The 20829-nt window shown below is 67.0% G+C and carries 20 protein-coding genes; 12 read left to right on the top strand and 8 right to left on the bottom strand.

Going from position 1 to position 20829, the window contains the following annotated elements:
• Positions 1–11: 11 nt before the first annotated feature.
• The 5 genes from ACFPAH_RS15660 to ACFPAH_RS15640 all read left to right on the top strand — a co-directional run bounded on the left by ACFPAH_RS15660 (position 12) and on the right by ACFPAH_RS15640 (position 5186).
• Positions 12–896, top strand: coding sequence for a dienelactone hydrolase family protein (locus ACFPAH_RS15660; RefSeq protein ID WP_379747131.1), 885 nt, complete (start codon positions 12–14; stop codon positions 894–896).
• 223 nt (positions 897–1119) lie between these two features.
• On the top strand, positions 1120–1794 hold the full coding sequence (locus ACFPAH_RS15655; protein WP_379747129.1) for a ZIP family metal transporter: 675 nt from the start codon (positions 1120–1122) through the stop codon (positions 1792–1794).
• A gap of 137 nt (positions 1795–1931) precedes the next feature.
• A complete protein-coding gene (locus tag ACFPAH_RS15650; protein WP_379747127.1) occupies positions 1932–2477 on the top strand; it encodes a putative glycolipid-binding domain-containing protein in 546 nt (181 codons plus the stop codon).
• A 191-nt stretch (positions 2478–2668) separates the two neighbouring features.
• Entirely contained in the window at positions 2669–4750 is a 2082-nt protein-coding gene (locus ACFPAH_RS15645; RefSeq protein ID WP_379747125.1) for a TonB-dependent receptor domain-containing protein, read from the top strand.
• 13 nt (positions 4751–4763) lie between these two features.
• Positions 4764–5186: a MerC domain-containing protein gene (locus ACFPAH_RS15640; protein WP_379747123.1), complete on the top strand. Its 423-nt coding sequence runs from the start codon at positions 4764–4766 to the stop codon at positions 5184–5186.
• Between the two features lie 17 nt (positions 5187–5203).
• Here ACFPAH_RS15640 and ACFPAH_RS15635 read toward each other — a convergent pair whose 3' ends face one another.
• The 4 genes from ACFPAH_RS15635 to ACFPAH_RS15620 are packed head-to-tail and all read right to left on the bottom strand — an operon-like array spanning position 5204 to position 8498.
• Entirely contained in the window at positions 5204–5572 is a 369-nt protein-coding gene (locus ACFPAH_RS15635; protein WP_379747121.1) for a Fur family transcriptional regulator, read from the bottom strand.
• Position 5573: 1 nt separating this feature from the next.
• A complete protein-coding gene (locus tag ACFPAH_RS15630) occupies positions 5574–6437 on the bottom strand; it encodes a sulfurtransferase (RefSeq protein WP_379747119.1) in 864 nt (287 codons plus the stop codon).
• A 7-nt stretch (positions 6438–6444) separates the two neighbouring features.
• The gene (locus ACFPAH_RS15625; protein ID WP_379747117.1) at positions 6445–7368 is read right to left on the bottom strand and encodes a DMT family transporter; all 924 of its coding nucleotides are present in this window, start codon (positions 7366–7368) and stop codon (positions 6445–6447) included.
• A gap of 29 nt (positions 7369–7397) precedes the next feature.
• Complete coding sequence (locus ACFPAH_RS15620) at positions 7398–8498, bottom strand: aromatic ring-hydroxylating oxygenase subunit alpha (RefSeq protein ID WP_379747115.1); 1101 nt, start codon at positions 8496–8498, stop codon at positions 7398–7400.
• A gap of 354 nt (positions 8499–8852) precedes the next feature.
• Between ACFPAH_RS15620 and ACFPAH_RS15615 the strand changes: the two genes are divergently transcribed.
• From ACFPAH_RS15615 to ACFPAH_RS15590, 6 genes are all read left to right on the top strand, one after another.
• Complete coding sequence (locus ACFPAH_RS15615; protein ID WP_379747113.1) at positions 8853–9110, top strand: exodeoxyribonuclease VII small subunit; 258 nt, start codon at positions 8853–8855, stop codon at positions 9108–9110.
• Entirely contained in the window at positions 9110–10000 is an 891-nt protein-coding gene (locus ACFPAH_RS15610; RefSeq protein ID WP_379747111.1) for a polyprenyl synthetase family protein, read from the top strand. Before ACFPAH_RS15615 ends, ACFPAH_RS15610 begins: the two co-directional genes overlap by 1 nt.
• Positions 10001–11875: a 1-deoxy-D-xylulose-5-phosphate synthase gene (gene dxs, locus ACFPAH_RS15605; protein WP_379747109.1), complete on the top strand. Its 1875-nt coding sequence runs from the start codon at positions 10001–10003 to the stop codon at positions 11873–11875.
• A 196-nt stretch (positions 11876–12071) separates the two neighbouring features.
• Positions 12072–12608: a hypothetical protein gene (locus ACFPAH_RS15600; RefSeq protein WP_379747107.1), complete on the top strand. Its 537-nt coding sequence runs from the start codon at positions 12072–12074 to the stop codon at positions 12606–12608.
• 55 nt (positions 12609–12663) lie between these two features.
• Positions 12664–13272 (top strand): PH domain-containing protein, encoded by a 609-nt coding sequence (locus ACFPAH_RS15595; RefSeq protein WP_379747105.1) that lies wholly within the window; start codon positions 12664–12666, stop codon positions 13270–13272.
• Between the two features lie 252 nt (positions 13273–13524).
• Complete coding sequence (locus ACFPAH_RS15590) at positions 13525–14001, top strand: hypothetical protein (RefSeq protein ID WP_379747103.1); 477 nt, start codon at positions 13525–13527, stop codon at positions 13999–14001.
• A 7-nt stretch (positions 14002–14008) separates the two neighbouring features.
• Here the strand turns inward: ACFPAH_RS15590 and ACFPAH_RS15585 are convergent, their stop codons facing one another.
• The 4 genes from ACFPAH_RS15585 to ACFPAH_RS15570 form a co-directional block, all read right to left on the bottom strand.
• Positions 14009–14722 carry a 2OG-Fe(II) oxygenase gene (locus ACFPAH_RS15585; RefSeq protein ID WP_379747101.1) on the bottom strand — a complete coding sequence of 238 codons (714 nt, stop codon included), beginning with the start codon at positions 14720–14722 and terminating at the stop codon, positions 14009–14011.
• Between the two features lie 173 nt (positions 14723–14895).
• Positions 14896–17505 carry a cyanophycin synthetase gene (gene cphA / locus ACFPAH_RS15580; RefSeq protein ID WP_379747099.1) on the bottom strand — a complete coding sequence of 870 codons (2610 nt, stop codon included), beginning with the start codon at positions 17503–17505 and terminating at the stop codon, positions 14896–14898.
• 149 nt (positions 17506–17654) lie between these two features.
• A complete protein-coding gene (locus ACFPAH_RS15575; RefSeq protein ID WP_379747097.1) occupies positions 17655–18698 on the bottom strand; it encodes a rhomboid family intramembrane serine protease in 1044 nt (347 codons plus the stop codon).
• Between the two features lie 9 nt (positions 18699–18707).
• Positions 18708–19262, bottom strand: coding sequence for a cob(I)yrinic acid a,c-diamide adenosyltransferase (locus tag ACFPAH_RS15570; RefSeq protein ID WP_379747095.1), 555 nt, complete (start codon positions 19260–19262; stop codon positions 18708–18710).
• A 73-nt stretch (positions 19263–19335) separates the two neighbouring features.
• Between ACFPAH_RS15570 and ACFPAH_RS15565 the strand changes: the two genes are divergently transcribed.
• Positions 19336–20829 (top strand): FAD-linked oxidase C-terminal domain-containing protein, encoded by a 1494-nt coding sequence (locus ACFPAH_RS15565; RefSeq protein WP_379747093.1) that lies wholly within the window; start codon positions 19336–19338, stop codon positions 20827–20829.

Raw genomic sequence — 20829 nt, 5'->3', positions numbered from 1 at the left:
GAGGGATGCACATGAAGGATCTCGTACAAGACGGCGACAGCCTGGTTGCCGCCACCAGTTTCGAAGAAGGCGTCAACCGCCGCGTGTTCCTGAAGGCGGCGGCCGGCACCGGCTTTGCCGCGGCGGCATTGCCGGTCGCGGCGCAAACGGTCATCAAGACCGACACCGCGGGCTTGTCCGCGGGCGAGCACATCATCGTCATCAACGGCCAGGACGTGCCGGTCTACCGCGCCCAGCCCGAGGGCAAGGCGAATCCGCCGGTGATCCTCGTGGTCTCCGAGATCTTCGGCGTGCACGAGCACATCAAGGACGTGGCGCGCCGCTTGGCCAAGCAGGGCTACATGGCGCTGGCGCCCGACCTGTTCGTGCGCGCGGGCGACCCGACCAAGGTCGCCAACATCGCCGACCTGATGAAGACCATCATCTCGCAGACGCCGGATGCCCAGGTCATGCTCGACCTCGACACCGTCGTCAACTGGGCCAAACAGCGCGGCGGCGATACCGAAAAACTCGGCATCACGGGTTTCTGCTGGGGCGGGCGCATCACCTGGCTGTACGCGGCGCACAACCCGAAGGTCAAGGCGGGCGTGGCCTGGTATGGCCGCCTGGTCGGCGAGCCGAGCGCCAACTCGCCGAAGCACCCGATCGACATCGCGCCGAACCTGAAGGTGCCGGTGCTGGGGCTGTACGGCGCCAAGGACACCGGCATCCCGCTCGAATCGGTGGAGCGCATGAAGGCGGCGCTCGCGAAGGGCAACAGCAAGTCCGAATTCGTCGTCTATTCGAACTCGGGACACGCCTTCCACGCCGACTACCGTCCGAGCTACAACGAGGCCGATGCGAAGGACGGCTGGAAGCGCGCGATCGACTGGTTCCGGCGCCACGGCGTGGCTTGAATCGGTGAACCAGCACGCGCAGTAAGACGCACATGAGCCGGGAGCTGTACAATGCCCGGCTTGCCGCGCAGCGCAAGCACCAGATGCCGGGCGCGCCGCACAAGACCAGAACAAGAGGCTTCAAATCGACCCGATTCTCATCTCCATCCTGCTGGCGACCCTGATCGCCGGCGTCGTCAGCATCACGGCCGCGGCAGTATTTTCGTTTACGCTGCTCTCCAAAATGGTGGAGCGGCTGGTCAGCCTGTCGGTCGGCATCATGCTCGCGACCTCGCTGCTGCATGCGCTGCCCGAGGCCTTCGAGTCGGGCGCCGACACCCATAAGCTGTTCGCCACGCTGCTGGCCGGCCTGCTGGTCTTCTTCCTGCTCGAAAAGCTGGCGCTGCTGCGCCATTCGCACCACCACGAAGGCGACGGCCACCACCATGCGCACGGCCACGATGCCCACGCGGCCGGCAAGTCGGGCTGGATGATCCTGATCGGCGACGGCATGCACAACTTCACCGACGGCATCCTGATCGCGGCGGCCTTCCTGGCCAATCCGGAGCTGGGCATCGTCACCGCGCTGGCCATCGTCGCCCACGAGATCCCGACCGAGATCGGCGACTTCATCGTGCTGCTCAATGCCGGTTTTTCGCGCATGCGCGCCTACGTCTTCAACCTGCTGTGCAGCCTGCTGGCGGTCGCCGGCGGCCTGCTCGGCTACTACACGCTCGACCGCGCCAGCGCCCTGATCCCCTACGTGCTGGTGTTTGCCTCCTCGGGCTTCATCTATATCGCGGTGAGCGACCTGATGCCGCAGATGCAGAGGAGGGCGACGGTGAAGGAATCGGTGCCGCAGGTGCTGCTGATCGGGCTCGGTGTCATCATCGTGCTGTTCCTGACGGCGGGGAAGTAAGCCCACCCCCGACTTTCGCCGCGTGCGCGCGCCCGCGCGCCTGAACCGGCCCGGCCCTGCCTTCGATCGGCGTTATCATCGTCCTTCCCGGCGGGCGCGGCGCATGCGCTCCCTGCCGCGTTGGAAAGGGACTTGCGATGAAAAAAACGGTCCGCTGGATTGCGCAGGCCGGCGCCGGGCTGGAGCATCTGGTGCTGTGGCAGGAGGGCGCCGGGCTGCTTGCCCAGGGCGTGGTGGCCGGCGAGCGCGATGCCCCGGCGTATGGCGCCGCCTATACCATCGGCTGCGACCTCGCCTGGCGCGTCACGCAGCTCGTCGTCGATGTCGCCGGCGGCGGACACCTGGGCCTGCATGCCGATGGCGAAGGCCGCTGGCGCGGCCACGACGGCAGGCCGGTCGATGCGCTGCTCGGTTGCATCGACATCGACCTGAGCGCCAGCTGCTTCACGAATACCCTGCCGATCCGGCGCCTGGCCCTCGCGCCCGGCGAACGGCGCGCGATCGACGTGGCCTACGTCCAGATTCCCGGGCTGTGCCTGGAACGGACGGCCCAGGCCTATACGCGCCTGGGCCCGAACAGCTACCTCTTCGAGTCGATCGCCGATGGCTTCCAGGCGGTGCTCGAGGTCGATGACGAGGGGCTCGTCGTGTCGTATCCGGGGCTGTTCCGGCGCCTTGGGTGACGCCTGTCCTGTCGCGCGCTTGCCACGCATCGAGGCCTGTGGTCCCGCGGCCCCGTCATCGCCATCCACGCCACCAACCCACACCGTCGAATTCTTTGTTGAGCTTCTAATGAGAATGAATTATCATTATCGAACAAGCGGGGAGGCCTGTGCCTGCCGCGCCCACGTTCACTCATTCAAGGAAGCCGTTCATGTCCGTCCCGACCTGCCACCGTACCCCGCTCGCACTGGCCATCCTGCTCGCTTTCGGCGCGCCGCTCGGCGCCCATGCCCAATCGGGCGACCGGCTGCAGGCCGACCCCGACAGCATGCCGACCGTGGTGGTGTCGGCCAGCGCGCTGGGCGTGCTGGGCGACGACATGATCACGCCGGTGACCTCGCTGTCCGGCGGCGAACTGGTGCGCGCGCGCGAATCGACCCTCGGCGAAACGCTGAATAACCAGCCGGGCATCACCTCCAGCCACTTCGGCGCCGGCGCCAGCCGTCCGGTGATCCGCGGCATGGACGGCCCGCGCGTCAAAATCCTGTCGGACGGCGCCGAAATCCAGGACGCCTCGACCATCAGCCCGGATCACGCCGTCGGCTTCGAGCCGGTGCTGGCCGAGCGCATCGAGGTGCTGCGCGGCCCGTCGGCGCTGGCCTATGGCGGCGGCGCGGTCGGCGGGGTCGTCAACATCCTCGACCGCAAGATCCCGACCGAACTGCCGTCCGCGCCGGTCGAAGGCAGCGCCGAGCTGCGCGCGAATTCCGCCGCGCGCGAGAAGACCGGCGCCTTCGAGGTGACCGGCGGCGCCGGCAACGTCGCCGTCCATGCCGAAGGCGTCAAGCGCGACGCCGACGCCTACCGCGTGGGCAAGGGCTGGAGCGAGGGCGGCAAGGTCGCGGGCAGCTTCAAGAAAACCGAGACGGGCAGCGTCGGCCTGTCCTGGATCGGCGCGCGCGGCTACCTGGGCGCGGCTTATACGAAGGAGCGCAACGAGTACGGCATCCCCGGCCACCAGCACGAATTCGGCAGCTGCCACCCGCACGGCGGCCACCTGCACTGCGGCGGCCACGACGAAGGGGAGGGCCACGACCACGGGCACGAACACGGGGCCGAGGAAGTGCCGGTCGTGCAGCTCGACAGCGAGCGCTGGGATGTGCGCGGCGAATACCGCAATCCGCTGGCCGGCTTCGCCAGGGCGCGCCTGCGCGCTTCGTTCACCGACTACCGCCACGACGAGCTGGAAGAGGGCGTCGTCGCCACCAGCTTCTTCAACAAGGCGCACGATGCGCGCGTCGAACTCGAGCACGTGCCGGTCGGCGGCTGGCGCGGCGTCGTCGGCGTGCAGACCACCGAGCGCGATTTCAGCACCGAAGGCGAGGAGGGCTACGTGCCGCCGACGGTCACCAAGAAACACGCGCTGTTCGCTACCGAGGAATACCGGGCCGGCGACTGGCGCTTCGAGGCCGGCCTGCGCCACGAGCGCCAACGCATCGAGGTCGACGGCGCAGGCCGGCGCGACACGGCAGCGCGCGGCACCTCGGTGGCGGCCGGGGCGGTGTGGAAGTTCGCGCCTGCGTATTCGCTGCGCGCCTCGCTGGCGCGCAGCCACCGCCTGCCGACGGCCGAGGAACTGTATGCCGACGGCGTGCACCTGGCCACCGCAACCTACGAGATCGGCAACCAGGACCTGCGCAAGGAAACATCGAACAACCTCGACCTCACCCTGCGCAAGTTTTCAGGCGCCACCACCTTTTCGCTGAGCGCCTTCCGCAACCGGGTCGCCAACTATATTTATGCCCGCACCCTGGACAAGCACGAAGGCTTCCAGCTGGTCGAATATGCCCAGCGCGACGCGGTGTTCACGGGACTCGAAGGAGAATTGCGCCACAAGTTCTCGCCGGTGTTCGACGCGACCCTGTTCGGCGACCTGGTACGGGCCCGTTTCGACGGCGGCCCCGGCCTCGACGATCGCGACCTGCCGCGCATCCCGGCCCACCGCATCGGCGTGCGCCTGAACGCGGACTGGCAGTCCTGGCACGGCATGGCCGAGCTGTCGCGGGTCGGCACCCAGGACCGGGTGGCGGCGTTCGAAGCGCCGACCGGCGGGTACACCATGCTCAACATCGGCGGGCATTACACCACCCGCATCGGCGGCGTGCCGGCCCAGATCTATGCGCGTATCAACAACCTGACCGACGAACTGGCCTTCAGCCATACCTCGTTCATCAAGGAGGCGGCGCCGCTGGCGGGACGCAATGTGACGGCCGGCGTGCGTTTCGTCTTTTAAACTGAAACAAGCGATGAAAAAGCTGATCCGCTTCGCCGACTTCGCGGGCATGGCCGCCTCCGTCCTGTGCCTGCTGCACTGCCTGGCGATGCCGCTGGTGCTGCTGGCCTTCCCGCTGCTGGGTTTGAAAGACGAGCACCACGCCCTGCATGACGTCCTGCTGCTGGGCGTGGCGGTGCCGGTATTGTTGGCCCTGGTGCCGGGCTACCTGGCGCACCGCGACCCGGCGCCGCCGCTCCTGGGCGCGGCCGGGCTGGGCGTCTTGCTGCTGGCGGTGACGGTCGCCGGACCGCGTTTCGGGCACGGCTTCGAGACCGCGCTGGCCGTCGCCAGCAGCGTGCTGCTGCTGGCGGCCCACCTTCGCAATCACCGGCATTGCCGGCAATGCGTGGCGCCGCAGGGCGAGATATGCCGTAGCCGTAGGGTGGAGTCCTGACTCCACGCGTTTTGCGCTCAGCGGCAGTGGCTGCACACCCCATACAAGGTCAGCTCGTGCGATTCGAGCACGAAGCCTTCCGGCGTGAGCTTCTGCATGTCGCCCGGGCAGGCGTGCACTTCGTAGACACGGTCGCAGCTGCGGCAGTGGAAATGGTGGTGGTGTCCGTGGCCGGACAGTTCGTAGCGGTCGCCGCCGCCCGGCAGCGACACGGTCGTGATGTCGCCCGCCTCGAGCATGGCCTTGATGTTGCGGTAGATGGTGGCCATGCCGATGCCGGGCACGACGCCCTGGGCGTGTTCGAGGATTTCCTGCGGCGCGAGCGGACGCCCGGCATCGGCGATGCACTGGTGGATGGCCTTGCGCTGCCGGGTATTGCGCTCCATCTCAGTCCCCCGCGGCCGGGCCGGTGGCGACAGGGCGCGCCGGATCGCTGCACCACTCGCTCCACGAGCCCGGATACAGGGCCGCGCCCGGCATGCCGGCCACTTCCAGCGCCAGCAGGTTGTGGCAGGCGGTGACGCCGGAGCCGCACTGCATGATCGCGTCCTTCGGATCGTTGACCAGGCCTGAAAACTCTTCGCGCAGCTGGGCGGGCGCCTTGAAGCGGCCATCGTCCTGCAGGTTGTCCTTGAAGAAGCGGTTTTTCGCGCCCGGGATATGGCCGCCGACCGGGTCGATGGTCTCGTTCTCGCCGCGGAAGCGGTCCGCCGCACGCGCGTCGACCACGGTGCGCTGCGCCGTCTCGATATTCTCCAGCACCTCGGCCACGGTCACGGTCGGGACAAAAGGCGCGCGCGCCTCGATCGATCCGCGCGGCCGCGCCGGCACATCGGTGACCAGCGGCTGCCCCGCCGCCTGCCAGGCCGGCAGGCCGCCGTCGAGCACCGCCGACGCCTCGTGCCCGATCCAGCGCAGCAGCCACCACAGGCGCGCCGCATACATGCCGCCGTGCGCGTCGTAGGCCACGACCTGGGTGCCGTCGTTCACGCCCAAGGCGCGCAGGGTCTCGACCAGCGCTTCCTTTTCCGGCAGCGGGTGGCGCCCGCGGAACACGCCGTCGCCGCCGCGCTTGGCGCCCGACAGATCGGTTTCCATGTCCGCGAACACGGCGCCCGGCAGGTGGCCGGCCGCATAGGCTGCGCGCCCGAAGGCGAGGTTGACGAGGTCGTGGCGGCAATCGACGACGACCCAGTCCGGGTGGTCGATGCGGGCCGCCAGCTCGGCGGCGGAAATCAGGGTCGTGTACATGCGCTCCTCACAGTTCGCTTGCGATCGGATCGGTCTTCTTGATGACGGCGCCTTTCGGCGTGCTGCGCGTATTGTAGAACGTCGCCGCGATGCCCGAAGCGAGGATCACGGCGATGCCCAGCCACACATGCCAGTCGAAGCGGTCGCCCCACAAGGCCAGGCCCCACAGGCTGGAAAACACGATGCCGGTGTATTGCAGGTTCGCCACCACCAGCACCTTGCCGACGCGGTAGGCGCGGGTCATCGCCATCTGCGCCATCAGGGCGGCGAAGCCGATCCCGAGCAGGAGCAGGATGCCGCCCTGCGTATGGGAGTGGAAGGGCAGCCCGCTCGCCTGGCCGTCGCCCGAGAGCACCCCGGCCAGGCCGGCAAGGGTCGTCGTCAGCGAAAAATAGAACACGACCCGGTATTCGGGTTCGCCCATCTGGCCGAGTTTGCGCACCTGCATGTAGGCCATGGCCGAGATGACCGAGGAGCACACGCCGGCCAGGCCGCCCAGCCACTGGTGGGTCTCGAAGGCCGGCTGCAGCACCAGGGTGACGCCGAAGAAGCTGGCGCCCACGGCCAGGATCAGCGGCCATTCGACGGTATTGGCGCGCGACCACCAGCCGGCCACGAACAGCCCGGCCGCGATCCAGATCGGCGCCATGTAGTTCAGGGTCATGGCCGTGGCCAGGGGCAGCTTGCTGATGGCAAAGAACCACAGCCAGAGCGAGACCACGCCCACCAGGCTACGGAACAGGTGTTCTCTCGGGAAGGCGGTGCGGAAACTGCCGCCCTGGTGGCGCACCAGGGCCAGCAGGACCAGGGCGCCGATGAGGCCGCGGTAGAAGAGGAGTTCGGAGGTGGTGTAGAACTCGGAGGCCAGCTTCACGCCCGCGCCCATGGCGGCGAACGCGAAGCTGGCAAACAGCATCCAGAGTGAAGGCATCAGGTTCCTGGTTGGTGACAGCGCGATTGTTACAGTTCGATCTTGCTGCGGTACCACTCGTGGAAGTGCTGCATCCCGTCTTCCATCGGCGACTGGTAGGGGCCGACCTCGTTGACGCCGCGCTCGAGCAGGATCTTGCGGCCGGCATCCATGCGCTGGGCGATCTCGTCGTCCTCGATGCAGGTTTCCATGTAGGCGGCGCGCTCGGCTTCGACCAGCTCGCGCTCGAACAGGGCGATCTCTTCCGGATAGTAGAACTCGACCACGTTGCGCGTCTTTTGCGGGCCCAGCGGCCACAGGGTCGACACCACCAGCACGTTCGGATACCACTCGACCATGATGTTGGGGTAGAGCGTCAGCCAGATCGCGCCCTGTTTCGGCTCCTTGCCGCCGTTGAACTTGAGTACCGCTTCCTGCCACTTCTTGTAGGTCGGCGAACCGGCCTTTTGCAGGCCGCGGTTCACGCCGACGGTCTGCACGCTGTAGTCGCGGCCGAATTCCCACTTCAGGTCTTCGCAGGACACGAAATTGCCCAGGCCCGGATGAAAGGGCTCGACGTGGTAGTCCTCGAGGTAGACTTCGATAAAAGTCTTCCAGTTGTAGTCGATGTCGTGGATCTCGACATGGTCGAACAGGTAACCCGAAAAGTCGAGGTCCTTCGTGACCGACATGTCCTTGAGCTTGTCCATGACGTCGTAGCCGTTCTGCTCGAACAGCAGGCCGTTCCAGCTTTGCAGCGAGGTCTTGGACAGGTTCAGGCAGGGCGTGTCGGCGAAATGCGGTGCGCCGATCAGCTCGCCCTTGAGGTCGTAGGTCCAGCGGTGCAGCGGGCACACGATATTGTTCGCGTTGCCGCGGCCATTGAACATCAGCGCCTGGCGGTGGCGGCAGACGTTGGACAGCACCTCGATGCCGTTGGCGTTGCGCACCAGCATACGGCCTTCGTTTTCGGAGGCCAGCGTCGCGAAATCGCCCGTTTCCGGCACCATCAATTCGTGGCCGACATAGCGCGGACCGTTCTTGAACAGGTGCTGGAGCTCGCGCTGCAACAGCGCATCATCAAAGTACACATTTACCGGAAGCTGAGCGCACGAGCGCGCCAGCTTGGCGTGGGTAGCCAGATCGGACATCCCAACCCCCCTTATAAAAGCATCGAGCCAAAGAAGAGAATAAGAATCCAAAGACCAGTATTCTGGCTGCAGAGATACGGTGTTTCGGACAGAACCGGCAATTATACCGTGGAACGAGCTCTACAGTCCGGGACCGGCACGAGATTGTGGTGCACAGCAGGAAATGTGCCGAAAAGGCGTCGTTTTCATGTCAATCGGTGCTTGCGCTACCATGCGAACTCGCTGGCGAGAAACCTTGTCACTTGCGCAGACCACCCCAAGGGTTAGGATTGTTTTAAAATACGCGATTGGACTTCCCCATGGCGCACCGGTTGCACATGGAGGCAGTATCGCCGGCCCACACAACAAGATACTATGGCAAACAATGTAAACGCTGGAGCGGCCACGCCACCGGCCTCGTTCGAAGAGGCAATGGCCGAACTGGCCCAGCTCGTCACCCAGATGGAAGGCGGGCAGCTGCCGCTGGAAGCGTCGGTGGCCGCCTATGCGCGCGGCTCCGAACTGGTGAAGTATTGCGCGGCGCAGCTCGACCGGGTCGAGTCGCAGGTCAAGGTACTGGAAGGCGACATGCTCAAACCCTTCAGCGCCGACGGCGCAGGCGAGGGCGCTTGATGAGCGTTCCATTCGCCCAGTGGATGGCGGGCGTGCAGGCCGAGGTCGAACAGGCCTTGTCGGGCTTCCTCCCGAAGCCCGACGCCGTTCCCCACAAGCTGCACGAAGCGATGCGCTACACCGTGCTCGGCGGCGGCAAGCGGGTGCGCCCGCTGCTGGTCTACGCCAGCGGCGCCCTGTTCGATGCCGAGCCAGGCGCGCTCGCCCGTGCAGCTTGCGCATTGGAAATGATTCACGTGTATTCGCTGGTGCACGACGACATGCCTTGCATGGACGACGATGCACTGCGGCGCGGCAAGCCGACCGTGCACGTGGCCTATGACGAAGCGACCGCCTTGCTGGTCGGCGACGCCTTGCAGGCCCAGGCCTTCGAGCTGCTGGCGTCGAACGTGGCCTTGCCGCCGGCGCGCCAGATCGCCATGCTGCAGCTGCTGGCGCGCGCCGCCGGCTCGCGCGGCATGTGCGGCGGCCAGGCGATCGACCTCGACAGCGTGGGCCTGGCCCTGACGCGCCAGCAGCTGGAACAGATGCACCAGCTGAAAACCGGTGCGCTGCTGCACGCTTCGGTGCTGCTCGGCGCCCTGTGCGGCAAGGACCTGGAAGCGCCGGAACGCGCAGCGCTCGACGCCTACTCGAAAGCCATCGGCCTCGCATTCCAGGTGGTCGACGACATCCTCGACGCCACCGCCGATTCGGTCACGTTGGGCAAGACCGCCGGCAAGGATGCGGCCGACAACAAGCCGACCTATGTATCGATCCTCGGCATGGAACAGGCCACGGCACTGGCCGGGCAATTGCGGCGCGAGGCGATTGATGCGCTGGCGCCATTTGGAGAACAAGCACTGCGGCTGCGCGAACTCGCGGACCTGATCGTGCAGCGGAAGGCATAAATGAAACTGCTAGAAACCATCAACGACCCGTCGGACCTGCGGCAATTGCCGCGCCACCAGCTGACGCCCCTGGCCAACGAACTGCGCCAGTTCCTGCTCGAGTCGGTCTCGAAGACGGGCGGCCACCTGTCCTCGAACCTGGGCACGGTGGAACTGACCATCGCGCTGCACTACGTGTTCGAGACGCCGCACGACCGCATCGTATGGGACGTCGGCCACCAGACCTATTCGCACAAGATCCTCACCGGCCGCCGCGAGCGCATGAACACGCTGCGCCAGCTGAACGGCCTGTCGGGCTTCCCGAAGCGCGACGAAAGCGAATACGACACCTTCGGCACCGCCCACTCCTCGACCTCGATCTCGGCCGCCCTCGGCATGGCGGCCGCCGCCAAGCTCAAGGGCGAGCACCGCCACGCGATCGCCGTGATCGGCGACGGCTCGATGACGGCCGGCATGGCCTTCGAAGCGCTCAACAACGCGGGGGTCGAGGAAGACTGCAATGTGCTGGTGGTCCTGAACGACAACGACATGTCGATCTCGCCGCCGGTGGGCGCCCTGAACCGCTACCTGGCGCGTTTGATGTCCGGCCAGTTCTATGCCGCCGCCAAGAGCGTCGGCAAGACCGTGCTGCCGGCGCCGCTGCGCGAGCTGGCCAGCCGCCTGGAAGAACATGCGAAGGGCATGGTGGTCCCGGCGACCATGTTCGAGGAGTTCGGCTTCAACTACATCGGCCCGATCGACGGGCACGACCTCGATTCGCTGATCCCGACGCTGGAAAACATCAAGAAGCTCAAGGGCCCGCAATTCCTGCACGTGGTCACGAAAAAAGGGCAGGGCTACAAGCTGGCCGAGGCCGAGCCGATCCTGTACCACGGCACCGGCAAGTTCAACCCGCTCGAGGGCATCGTCCCGGCGACCAGCCCGAGCAAGATCACCTACACCGAAGTGTTCGGCAACTGGCTGTGCGACATGGCAGCCGTCGACGGCCGCCTGGTCGGCATCACGCCGGCCATGCGCGAGGGCTCGGGCATGGTGCGCTTCCACCAGCAATACCCGGAGCGCTATTTCGACGTCGGCATCGCCGAGCAGCACTCGGTGACCTTCGCCGCCGGCCTGGCCACCGAAGGCATGAAACCGGTCGTCGCGATCTATTCGACCTTCCTGCAACGCGGCTACGACCAGCTGATCCACGACGTCGCGCTGCAAAACCTGGACGTGACCTTTGCGCTGGACCGCGCTGGCCTGGTCGGCGCCGACGGCGCCACCCACGCCGGCAACTACGACCTGTCCTACCTGCGCTGCATCCCGAACATGGTCGTCATGGCGGCCTCCGACGAGAACGAATGCCGGCAGATGCTGACCACGGCTTACCACTATCCCGGTCCGGCGGCGGTGCGCTATCCGCGCGGCGCCGGTGTCGGCGCGGCGATCCAGGCCGAACTCGCCTCGATCGAGATCGGCAAGGGCGAGATCAAGCGCCAGGGCGAAAAGATCGCGATCCTGGCCTTCGGGTCGATGGTGGCGCCGAGCCTGGGCGCGGCAAATGAACTCAATGCGACGCTCGCCAACATGCGCTTCGTGAAGCCGCTCGACGTCGAGCTGGTCAAGAAGCTGGCGGCGGACCACGAGGTGTTCGTGACGGTGGAAGAGGGTGCGACGATGGGCGGCGCCGGCGCCGCCGTGGCCGAGGCGATGGCAGCGGCCGGCATCGTCAAGCCGCTGCTGATCCTGGGCCTGCCCGACAAATTCATCGACCAGGGCGACCCGGCCGCGCTGCTGGCCTCGGTCGGCCTCGATGCGAAAGGCATCGCCGCCTCGATCCGCGCGCGCTTCGGCGCGGCCGGGGAGCCGCGGCTGGTGGTGAACAACACCTGAGCCTTGTGTTCGACATGATGAAGCGGCGCCATGGCGCCGCTTTTTTTTCGTGTATGCCGTAGGGTGGACGGCTCCGCCGTCCACGCGTTCAAGCACCAGATGCGCAGTCGTGAGCGACGCATGCGCCCAGCCGTTACACTTGGTGAGTTTGTCAGGCTTGTAATTTCCTATACTCATGTTTCCAACTTTGGGAGACATGATGAACCGCTACGCCGCCGCCTGCCTTTCCCTGTCCCTGCTGCTGGCCGCCCCCGAGGCGGCCTTTGCCCAGGATACCGCCAGCAAACAAGAGATCGAACGCGTGATCGCGAGCTTCCGCAAGGCGATCATCGACAAGGACCAGGACAGCTTCATGAAGCTGTTCCTGAAGGAAGACATCACCTGGTCCGGCGTGACCACCGACGCCAGCCTCGAACGGCTCTACGCCACCCGCCCGGACCCCAAGCTGCCGCGCCCGAAGAAAGCGTTCAGCAGCAGCCCGCGCAAATTCATCGATTTCATCGTGAAGGAAAAAGAGCGCCTGGACGAAACCTTCTCGAACGTGCGCATCGACACCGACGGAGAAATCGCCCAGGTCTGGTTCGACTACAGCTTCATGTTCGGCAACTACCGCGAGAACTGGGGCAAGGAAAGCTGGCAGATGGTGCGCACCGAGAACGGCTGGAAGATCGCGGCGGTGGTCTGGTCGCAGGAGCTCAATCCGGAGCCGCCGCCGAAGGCGCCGGCGCCCTGACGGTCTCGGGTGGATCGATTCATTCAGCAGTTTCATCTATAACGCGAGGACAAACATGTTCAAGAGACTGGCAGCAGAAGCACTGGGCATCAGCGATATCGGCGTCATCGTCGGACCGGCCGATTACAACAAGGTCGATGCGGACGATTACCTGTTCAGCGAAGACGGCGAGCAGATTTTTTTCCTCATCAAAAGCAAGAAGGACGAGTACTGCTTCACCAACCTGGCCCTGATCCATGTCGACGGCGACTCGGCCGTGTCGTCGAAGCGCTCGATCAAGCGCTACGATTACGCTTCCCACGCGATCTCCAACGTCAGCATCGAAACCGCCGGCACACTGGACATGGACGTCGAACTCAAGTTCAAGCTGGACAACGTGGTGTTCTCGATCGACGTCAAGAAGACCTTCATCGAACAGCTCAAGGACATCTACAAGGCCTTGATCTCGATCGGCAAGCAGCAGCACCGCGACGCGGTGTGCCGCGAGAATGCCCTGCGCACGCTCGATGCCACCGCCTCGGTCCACAAGCTCAATATCGCTCCCGGTGCGGGCAGTCTCGTCAGCCAATACGGCGAACTGCTGGCGGCCTTGAACACCGCCATGCTCGACACCCACACGAAGCGCGATTTCAGCGACGTGTTTGCCAAGTACATCCACAATTGAGCGGGAGCAAGTAGGGTGGAGCGGGCGGCGAACCGCTCCTGACTCCACGCAGCCGTCGCCTGCATCAGTGGCGACACCCAAATGCGAAGAAGACTGTAGGGTGGAGTCCTGACTCCACGCGCTTGTCGCGTGCCTCAGTGGCGACAGCCGAATGCGAACACGACTATAGTCGGCCTACCGTTTGCAAGGCAGAGGCCACCGGTTCTCTGCACGGCAAAACCCACTAACCCATTCGCATAAAGGTGCATCAAGATGCGCATCCCCAGCCTGTTGTCCTCCGCCCTGATCGGCGCCGTCGCCAGCGCCCGTTCGATGACGCCGATGGCCACCATCGCCACCGCGCGCCTCGTGGGCCGCCGCACGCCGGGGGAGCTGATGCTCCTGGACCGGCCCCTGTTCAAGTTCGGTGCGATGGCGATGGGGGCCGGAGAACTGGTCGGCGACAAGATGAAGAGCGCGCCCGACCGCACGGTATTCCTGGGCCTGCTGGCGCGCGTGATGAGCGCCGGCATCGCCGGTGCGGCGCTGGCGCCGCGCGGCCGGGAACAGGCCGGCGCGGCGGTCGCGGTCGCCACCGCCGTCCCGCTCGCCTACCTGACGCTGGCCGGCCGCAAGCGTGCGATGGCGCATATCGGCCAGACCCGAAGCGGACTGATCGAGGACGCGCTGATCGTCGCTGCCGGTGCCGCGATCGTGGCCCTGTCGACGCGCCAGGACGCCTTCCGCTAAGCGGCGCTTACCTGCCTCCTCCGCCCGCCTGCCCGAACAGCTCCTCGGCCCGCCGGAACAGGATCCAGGAGGTCGCCACATACTTGTCTCCGCTGGCCGGCACATGCCCCTTATGGGTATGCGTAAAACCGGCCGGCGCGATGATCAGGCGGCCCTTGCGCGCCTCGACCTTGCACTCCTGGTACAGGAACTCGGTCTCGCCGCCCTCCGCCACGTCGTTCAGGTAAAACTGGAACAGCAGCACCCGGTGCAGCGTCTCGCAGCTGGCGTTCTGCGGATACAGCTCCGAATGCCAGTGGTGGTAGCCGCCCGAGCCCTGCAGATACTTTTGCAGGTTGATCGCGCCGCAGCGGTACATGGTCTGCATCAGTGCCGCGAGGAGAGGCTTGCCGCATTCGTCGAAGTTGGCAAGCGAGAGCGCGGTCGGCTCGCCGGTCTGCGGGTGCGCGACCGTCGGCGCCAGGGCGCCCAGCACGAGCGCGCGGTACTGGTCGATGTAGCTGGCGAGGTGCTGCGCGACCGCTCCCATCATGATGTTGCCGACGTCGTGCCATTCGGGATGGGCGCCGATGGAGAGGTCCCAGCTGTCCTTCTTGCTGGTGTCGACGCCGCCGCCGGTACGCCCGCGCACGACCTTGTCGCTGGCCTCGAAGCGGGCGACGATGGCGTCGCATTGTTGCGGCGTGAGGGCGCCGTCGTAGATTCCGATGAAGTCGCTCAAGGTCGGTCCTTATCCGGGTTGGTGGTGTTCGCCGCCAAGTGTAACCCGGCGCACCCTCAACGCGAGCGCGTGCACAGCCATACCGCGCCGGTGGGCGCGTTCGGGAACCGCATCCATGCCGTCGGCGAGCATCCCGGGTGGGACGCCTTCTGTCGGCGCCGCGCCGAAAAAACTCACAGCGCCTGCGCCTCGATCCGCTGCGCGATGTCCTGCCGGTCCGGCCGCAGCGCCTCGGCCAGGTCGAGGATCGACGTGGCGCTGGCGTACACCAGCACGTCGCCCCGGCGGCACAGCGCCAGGGCGCGGCGCAGCGCCTGGTGCACCTCGAGTTCGACCCACACGTGGGCGCGCGACATCCGGGCGCGGCGCGCCCCGCGCGCGATCAGCGCCGCCGTTTCGCCGTCGGGCCGGCCGCGATTGAGCGCCTCGAACACCACCAGCTCGTCGAAGCCGGCGCCGCACACGCGGCCGATGTGGAGCAGGTCGCCGTCGCGCCGGTCGCCCGGCGTGGCGACCACGCCGACCACCCGGCCGCGCGTCATGGCGCGCGCCGTTTGCGCCACCGCCGCGCAGGCCGCCGCGTTGTGGGCGTAGTCGACGATCACGGTCACGCCGTCGACGTCGAACACGTTCGAGCGCAGCGGGTTGTGGCGGTTGTCGGAGACGAAGCTCGACAGCCCGGCCGCGATCTCGGGGCGGCCGAAGCCGGCGCCGGCGAGCGCCGCCGCCGCGGCGAGCGCATTGGCGATGTTGTAGCGCGCGCAGCCGCCGAGCGAGACCGGCATCGCGTGCACGTCGAGCAACACCCGGTGGCGCTTGCCGTCGGCCAGCACGAGCGTCCGGTCCTGCAGGTAGACGCCACGCATGCCGCGCTGCAGGTGGCGCAGCAGGACCGGGTTGTCGGGATCCAGCGAAAAATAGAGGACTTCGACGCCTTGCGGCAGGCTCGCCTCCATGGCGACGCAGTGCTCGTCCTCGGCGTTGAGCACCACCGCCTTCGAGGCGCGCTGGGCCACGACCGCCTTTACCCTGGCCAGTTCGGCGACCGTCTCGACGCCGTCCAGGCCCAGGTGGTCGGCCGTGACGTTGAGCACCACCGCCACGTCGCAGCGGTCGAAGCCGAGCCCGCGCTTGAGGATGCCGCCGCGGGCGGTTTCGAGCACCGCGAATTCGACCTCGGGCGAAGCGAGCACGCTGCGCGCGGAGTGGTAGCCGGTGCAGTCGCCGGAGATGGTCAGCTGGCCGTCGATGTAGATGCCCTCGGTGGTGGTGACGCCGGTGGCCAGGCCCGCCCCGCGGGCGCAATGCGCGATCAGCAGCGAGGTCGTGGTCTTGCCGTTGGTGCCGGTCACCGCCACCAGCGGAATCCGGCCGTCCGTCTGGCCGAACAGCGCCTCGACGATCGCGTCGCCGGCGTCGCGCGGCTTGCCGCGGCTCGGATACTGGTGCATGCGGATGCCGGGCGCCGCATTCACCTCGATGATGCCGCCGTCCTGCTCGCGCAGCGGACGCGAGATGTCCTCGCAGACGATGTCGATGCCGGCCACGTCCAGCCCGACCGTGCGCGCGGCGCGCACGCACAGCGCGCGCGTTTCCTCGGGCAGCAGGTCGGTCACGTCCTCGGCGGTGCCGCCGGTGGAGAGGTTGGCGTTGCCGCGCAATGCGACGGTCGCGCCGGCCGGCAGCACCGTCTCGAGGTCGACACCTTGCCTGGCCAGCACTTCGGCGGCGATGTCGTCGAGCGGGATCCTGGTGAGGACGTTGGCGTGGCCCTCGCCGCGCGCGGGATTGCGGTTCTCGAGATCGACCAGCTGGCGGATGGTCGAGATGCCGTCGCCGACGACGTGCGGCGGCCGGCGCCAGGAAGCCGCGGCCACCCTCCTGCCGGCGACCAGCACCCGGTAGTCGCGGCCGGCAAGGTGGCGTTCGACGATGACCTGGCGGCCGTAGCGGCGCGCATGCTCGAAGGCGCGCGTGACTTCGTCGGGGCCGGCGCACAGCGTGGTCACGCCCTTGCCCTGGTTGGCATCGAGCGGCTTGACGGTGACCGGGCCGTCCAGGCGCGCCGCCGCCCGCCGCGCTTCCTCCACGGTGCGCACGACCGAGCCGGCGGGCACGGGCACGCCGGCCTGGTCGAGCAGGGTCTTGGTGAGCTGCTTGTCGCTGGCGATGCTGGCCGCGATCGAGCCGGTGGCGCCGGTGACGGTCGCCTGGATGCGTTGCTGGCGCGCGCCCCAGCCAAGCTGGAACAGGTTGGCGTCGTCCTGCAGCCGCACGCTCGGAATGCCGCGGCGCTGCGCGGCGGCCAGCACGGCGGCGGTGCTGGTGCCGATCGCATGGTCTTCGGCCGTGTCCCGCAGGTCCGACAGCGCCGCATCGATGTCGTGTTCCTCGCCGCGCGCGAGCGCGCCCAGCAGGTCGAGCGCCGCGGCGAAGGCCGCGCCGGCCACCTGCTCGATCGCATAGCCGCAGACGACGCGGCGCGCCCAGGGACGGGCCGGCACCGGCAGCGTGCGGCTGAACGGCCCCGGCGCCCCGGCCAGCCGCTGCAGTTCCATCGTGACCGGTTCGACCCACTCGAGCAGGAGCGTCGCGTCGGCTTGGGCGCCCGATGGTGCGGACGGCGCGGGCAGGCCGGGCAGCAGGGCGAGCAGTGTCTCCTTGACGTCGTCGGTCATGGCAGGCGCCCCCTCCAGCAGCAGCATCAGGCAGGGGCTCGCGGCGTGCAGGTTGGGGCCGCGCAGGAAGCGTTGTTCGAGGACCTTCAGGCTACGTGCAGACATGGCACACCTCGCATGTTGAGTCAGGGTAAGGCCAGCGCGGCGAGCGCCGAGTGGCCAGAAGCAAACTCAACATTATGCGAAGCGATATCGGCCGGGCCTGTCAGAGATCAGGACAGCCCAGCCTTTCTTTTTGCCATGTTTTCGGGGCTTCAAGCCTGCTGTTGCCCCGGCACATGAATCGAGCGCGCCAGCAAGTGTCCGGCCAGCCAGCCCCCGACCAGGCCGCCGATGTGGGCCGCGTTGTCGGTGTGCGGATAGATGAAGCCCATCCACAGGCTGAACAATAAAAACGGCAGCAGCGAGGAGCGCAGCTCGGACACCACCGTGGGCGGCACGCCGCTGTTGGGGCGGCCGAGGAAGGCCAGCAGGCCGCCGATGATGCCGAAGATCGCGCCCGAGGCGCCGACGCTGTTCACATGGGGGTTCCACAGCACGCTGGCGATGCTGCCGGAGACGCCCGCCAGCAGGTAGAGGCCGACGAAGCGCGCGCTGCCGAAGATGCGCTCGGTCAGGCGCCCGACCTGCCACAGGGCCAGCATGTTGAAGCCCAGGTGCCAGATGCTGCCATGCAGGAACATCGAGCTCACCAGGCGCCACCATTCGCCGCCCAGCGTGCGGCGGCCGTAGTTCGAGCCCCAATCCACCAGTTGCTGGGCATGCAGCATGGCCGAGACGTTCGGATGCAGCGCGAAGATTTCGCGCAGTGGCCCGGCCAGCGAGGCCTGGTAATGCTGGCGCGCCAGCCACATCAGGGCAAAGATGCCGATGTTGGCCGCCAGCAGGCCCCAGATCACGGGCGTGGACGGGGTCCAGTAGTCGATCCGGTCGTGGAACACTTCATTCTCTTCGTGCTCGCGCGTAAAAGCCTCGGTCTGGCGCGCCGGCAGCAGCGCGACGATGCGCCGGGCCGTGTCCGCATCCGCCACGGAAAACCCGACCGTCACGTCGCCCTTTACGCCCAGCACGTCGAAGCGGACGTCCTGGCCGTTCGACCAGGCGTTGACGATGTCGGCCATGCGGATGCGGTGTTCCTCGCGCTTGGGCAGGCGGAAGGAACGCTGGCTGCTGCCGCGCACGAACAGGAAATCCGGCGCGAACTCCAGCGAACCCTTGCCGCGGAAGCGGTAGGGGTTGGAAGGCCAGTTGCGGCCGGCGGTATAAAAACGGACGTCGAACTGATTGCTACCCGACATCAAGTCGCCTCAGCCGCGCTGGCGTGCGTGGTTCCACAGCACGTCGCTGCCGCCGGCGAAGCGGTTGAGCACGCGTGCCAGCACGAACATCAGGTCAGACAGGCGATTGACGTACTGGCGCGGCTGCGGGTGGATCGTGTCTTCCTTCGACAACGCGACGATGGCGCGCTCGGCGCGGCGGCACACCGTGCGGCAGACGTGGGCGGTGGACGCGGCGCGCGAACCGGCCGGCAGGATGAATTCCTTCAGGACCGGCAGGTCGGCATTGTATTTTTCCAGCAGGCCATCCAGGCGCGCAACGTGTTCGTCCTTGATCATCTGGTAGCCGGGAATGCACAGCTCGCCGCCGAGGTCGAACAGGTCGTGCTGGATCGACACGAGTTCCTCGCGCAGCTCAAGCGGCATGTCTTCGCACAGCAGCAGGCCGACGAAGGAATTGAGTTCGTCGACTTCACCCAGGGCATGGATGCGTGCGCTGTCCTTGCCGGTGCGGCTGCCGTCGCCGAGCCCCGTGCTGCCGTCGTCTCCGGTGCGTGTGGCGATTTTGGAAAGTCGATTACCCATGATTATGTCCAGACCCTAAAAAAGATAGCCCGAGGATACGACAAAACGATGTGATTGTGCTTACAATCGCAGGATGAGCGCCCCTCTCCAAGTCCCCCCCAGCGCCCTCATCGGGCGCCGGCAACAGGTTGCCCAGGCGCTGAGCGCCAGGCTGCCGCACGGCGTCGTCCTGCACGACCCCGAAGACACCCGACCCTATGAATGCGACGGCCTGGCCGCCTACCGCCAGTTGCCGATGATCGTCACCCTCCCGCAGAACGAGGAGCAGGTGCTGGCGATCCTGGATGTCTGCCGCGAGCTGCAGGTGCCGATCGTGCCGCGCGGCGCCGGCACCGGCCTGTCGGGCGGGGCGCTGCCGATCGCCGACGGCGTCGTGCTGTCGACCGCGCGCATGAACCGCATCAATCGCATGGACGCCTATTCGCGCACCGCCGTCGTGCAGCCGGGCGTGCGCAACCTCGCCATTTCGGAGGCGGCGGCCCAGTACGGCCTGTATTACGCGCCCGACCCGTCCTCGCAGATCGCCTGCACCATCGGCGGCAACGTCGCCGAAAACTCGGGCGGCGTGCACTGCCTGAAATACGGGCTCACCGTCCACAACGTGCTGCGCGTGCGCGTGGCCACCATAGCCGGCGAGATCATCGAACTGGGCAGCGAGGCGCTCGATGCGCCGGGCCTGGACCTGCTGTCCGTCTTCATCGGCTCGGAAGGCATGCTCGGCATCGTCACCGAGGTGACCGTGAAACTGGTGCCGAAACCGGCCGTCGCCCAGGTCATCATGGCCAGCTTCGACGATGTCGTCACCGGCGGCAATGCGGTGGCGAGCGTGATCGCCGCCGGCATCATTCCGGCCGGCCTGGAAATGATGGACCGCACTTCCTCGCGCATGGTCGAGCCTTTCGTGCACGCCGGCTACGACACCGATGCCGCCGCCATCCTGCTGTGCGAGGCCGACGGCACGCCGCTCGAGGTGGCCGAGGAGATCGGGCGCATGACGGCCGTGCTGGAGGCGGCCGGCGCGAGCGCGATCGCCGTGTCGCAGAGCGAGGCCGAGCGCATGCGCTTCTGGTCGGGCCGCAAGAACGCCTTCCCGGCGGCGGGCCGCATCTCGCCCGATTACTACTGCATGGACGGCACGATCCCGCGCAAGCACCTGGCCAGGGTGCTACTCGGCATCGAGGAAATGGAAACCACCTATGGACTGCGCTGCGCCAACGTGTTCCACGCGGGCGACGGCAACATGCATCCGCTGATCCTGTTCGACGCCAACCAGCCGGGCGAATTCGAGCGTGCCGAAGCCTTTGGCGCCGCGATCCTGGCCCTGTGCGTGGAAGTGGGCGGCACCATCACCGGCGAGCACGGCGTCGGCATGGAGAAGATCAATTCGATGTGCGTGCAGTTCGGCCGGCCGGAACTCGACGCCTTCTTTGCGGTCAAGCGTGCATTCGACCCGGCGATGCTGCTCAATCCCGACAAGGCGATCCCGACCCCGCACCGCTGCGCCGAATTCGGCAAGCTGCACGTGCACCAGGGGCAAGTGCCGTTCCCGGACCTTCCGCGCTTTTAA

The sequence above is a fragment of the Massilia sp. GCM10023247 genome (assembly GCF_042653325.1).
Taxonomy (GTDB): domain Bacteria; phylum Pseudomonadota; class Gammaproteobacteria; order Burkholderiales; family Burkholderiaceae_D; genus Telluria.
This window is presented reverse-complemented; position numbering and strand designations above follow the sequence as displayed.

What these genes read in the sequence shown, in the direction of transcription:
- ACFPAH_RS15660 (WP_379747131.1), top strand. Translation starts at nt 12, where the DNA reads ATGAAGGATCTCGTACAAGACGGCGACAGCCTGGTTGCCGCCACCAGT.
- ACFPAH_RS15655 (WP_379747129.1), top strand. Translation starts at nt 1,120, where the DNA reads ATGGTGGAGCGGCTGGTCAGCCTGTCGGTCGGCATCATGCTCGCGACC.
- ACFPAH_RS15650 (WP_379747127.1), top strand. Translation starts at nt 1,932, where the DNA reads ATGAAAAAAACGGTCCGCTGGATTGCGCAGGCCGGCGCCGGGCTGGAG.
- ACFPAH_RS15645 (WP_379747125.1), top strand. Translation starts at nt 2,669, where the DNA reads ATGTCCGTCCCGACCTGCCACCGTACCCCGCTCGCACTGGCCATCCTG.
- ACFPAH_RS15640 (WP_379747123.1), top strand. Translation starts at nt 4,764, where the DNA reads ATGAAAAAGCTGATCCGCTTCGCCGACTTCGCGGGCATGGCCGCCTCC.
- ACFPAH_RS15635 (WP_379747121.1), bottom strand. Translation starts at nt 5,572, where the DNA reads ATGGAGCGCAATACCCGGCAGCGCAAGGCCATCCACCAGTGCATCGCC.
- ACFPAH_RS15630 (WP_379747119.1), bottom strand. Translation starts at nt 6,437, where the DNA reads ATGTACACGACCCTGATTTCCGCCGCCGAGCTGGCGGCCCGCATCGAC.
- ACFPAH_RS15625 (WP_379747117.1), bottom strand. Translation starts at nt 7,368, where the DNA reads ATGCCTTCACTCTGGATGCTGTTTGCCAGCTTCGCGTTCGCCGCCATG.
- ACFPAH_RS15620 (WP_379747115.1), bottom strand. Translation starts at nt 8,498, where the DNA reads ATGTCCGATCTGGCTACCCACGCCAAGCTGGCGCGCTCGTGCGCTCAG.
- ACFPAH_RS15615 (WP_379747113.1), top strand. Translation starts at nt 8,853, where the DNA reads ATGGCAAACAATGTAAACGCTGGAGCGGCCACGCCACCGGCCTCGTTC.
- ACFPAH_RS15610 (WP_379747111.1), top strand. Translation starts at nt 9,110, where the DNA reads ATGAGCGTTCCATTCGCCCAGTGGATGGCGGGCGTGCAGGCCGAGGTC.
- dxs (WP_379747109.1), top strand. Translation starts at nt 10,001, where the DNA reads ATGAAACTGCTAGAAACCATCAACGACCCGTCGGACCTGCGGCAATTG.
- ACFPAH_RS15600 (WP_379747107.1), top strand. Translation starts at nt 12,072, where the DNA reads ATGATGAACCGCTACGCCGCCGCCTGCCTTTCCCTGTCCCTGCTGCTG.
- ACFPAH_RS15595 (WP_379747105.1), top strand. Translation starts at nt 12,664, where the DNA reads ATGTTCAAGAGACTGGCAGCAGAAGCACTGGGCATCAGCGATATCGGC.
- ACFPAH_RS15590 (WP_379747103.1), top strand. Translation starts at nt 13,525, where the DNA reads ATGCGCATCCCCAGCCTGTTGTCCTCCGCCCTGATCGGCGCCGTCGCC.
- cphA (WP_379747099.1), bottom strand. Translation starts at nt 17,505, where the DNA reads ATGTCTGCACGTAGCCTGAAGGTCCTCGAACAACGCTTCCTGCGCGGC.
- ACFPAH_RS15575 (WP_379747097.1), bottom strand. Translation starts at nt 18,698, where the DNA reads ATGTCGGGTAGCAATCAGTTCGACGTCCGTTTTTATACCGCCGGCCGC.
- ACFPAH_RS15570 (WP_379747095.1), bottom strand. Translation starts at nt 19,262, where the DNA reads ATGGGTAATCGACTTTCCAAAATCGCCACACGCACCGGAGACGACGGC.
- ACFPAH_RS15565 (WP_379747093.1), top strand. Translation starts at nt 19,336, where the DNA reads ATGAGCGCCCCTCTCCAAGTCCCCCCCAGCGCCCTCATCGGGCGCCGG.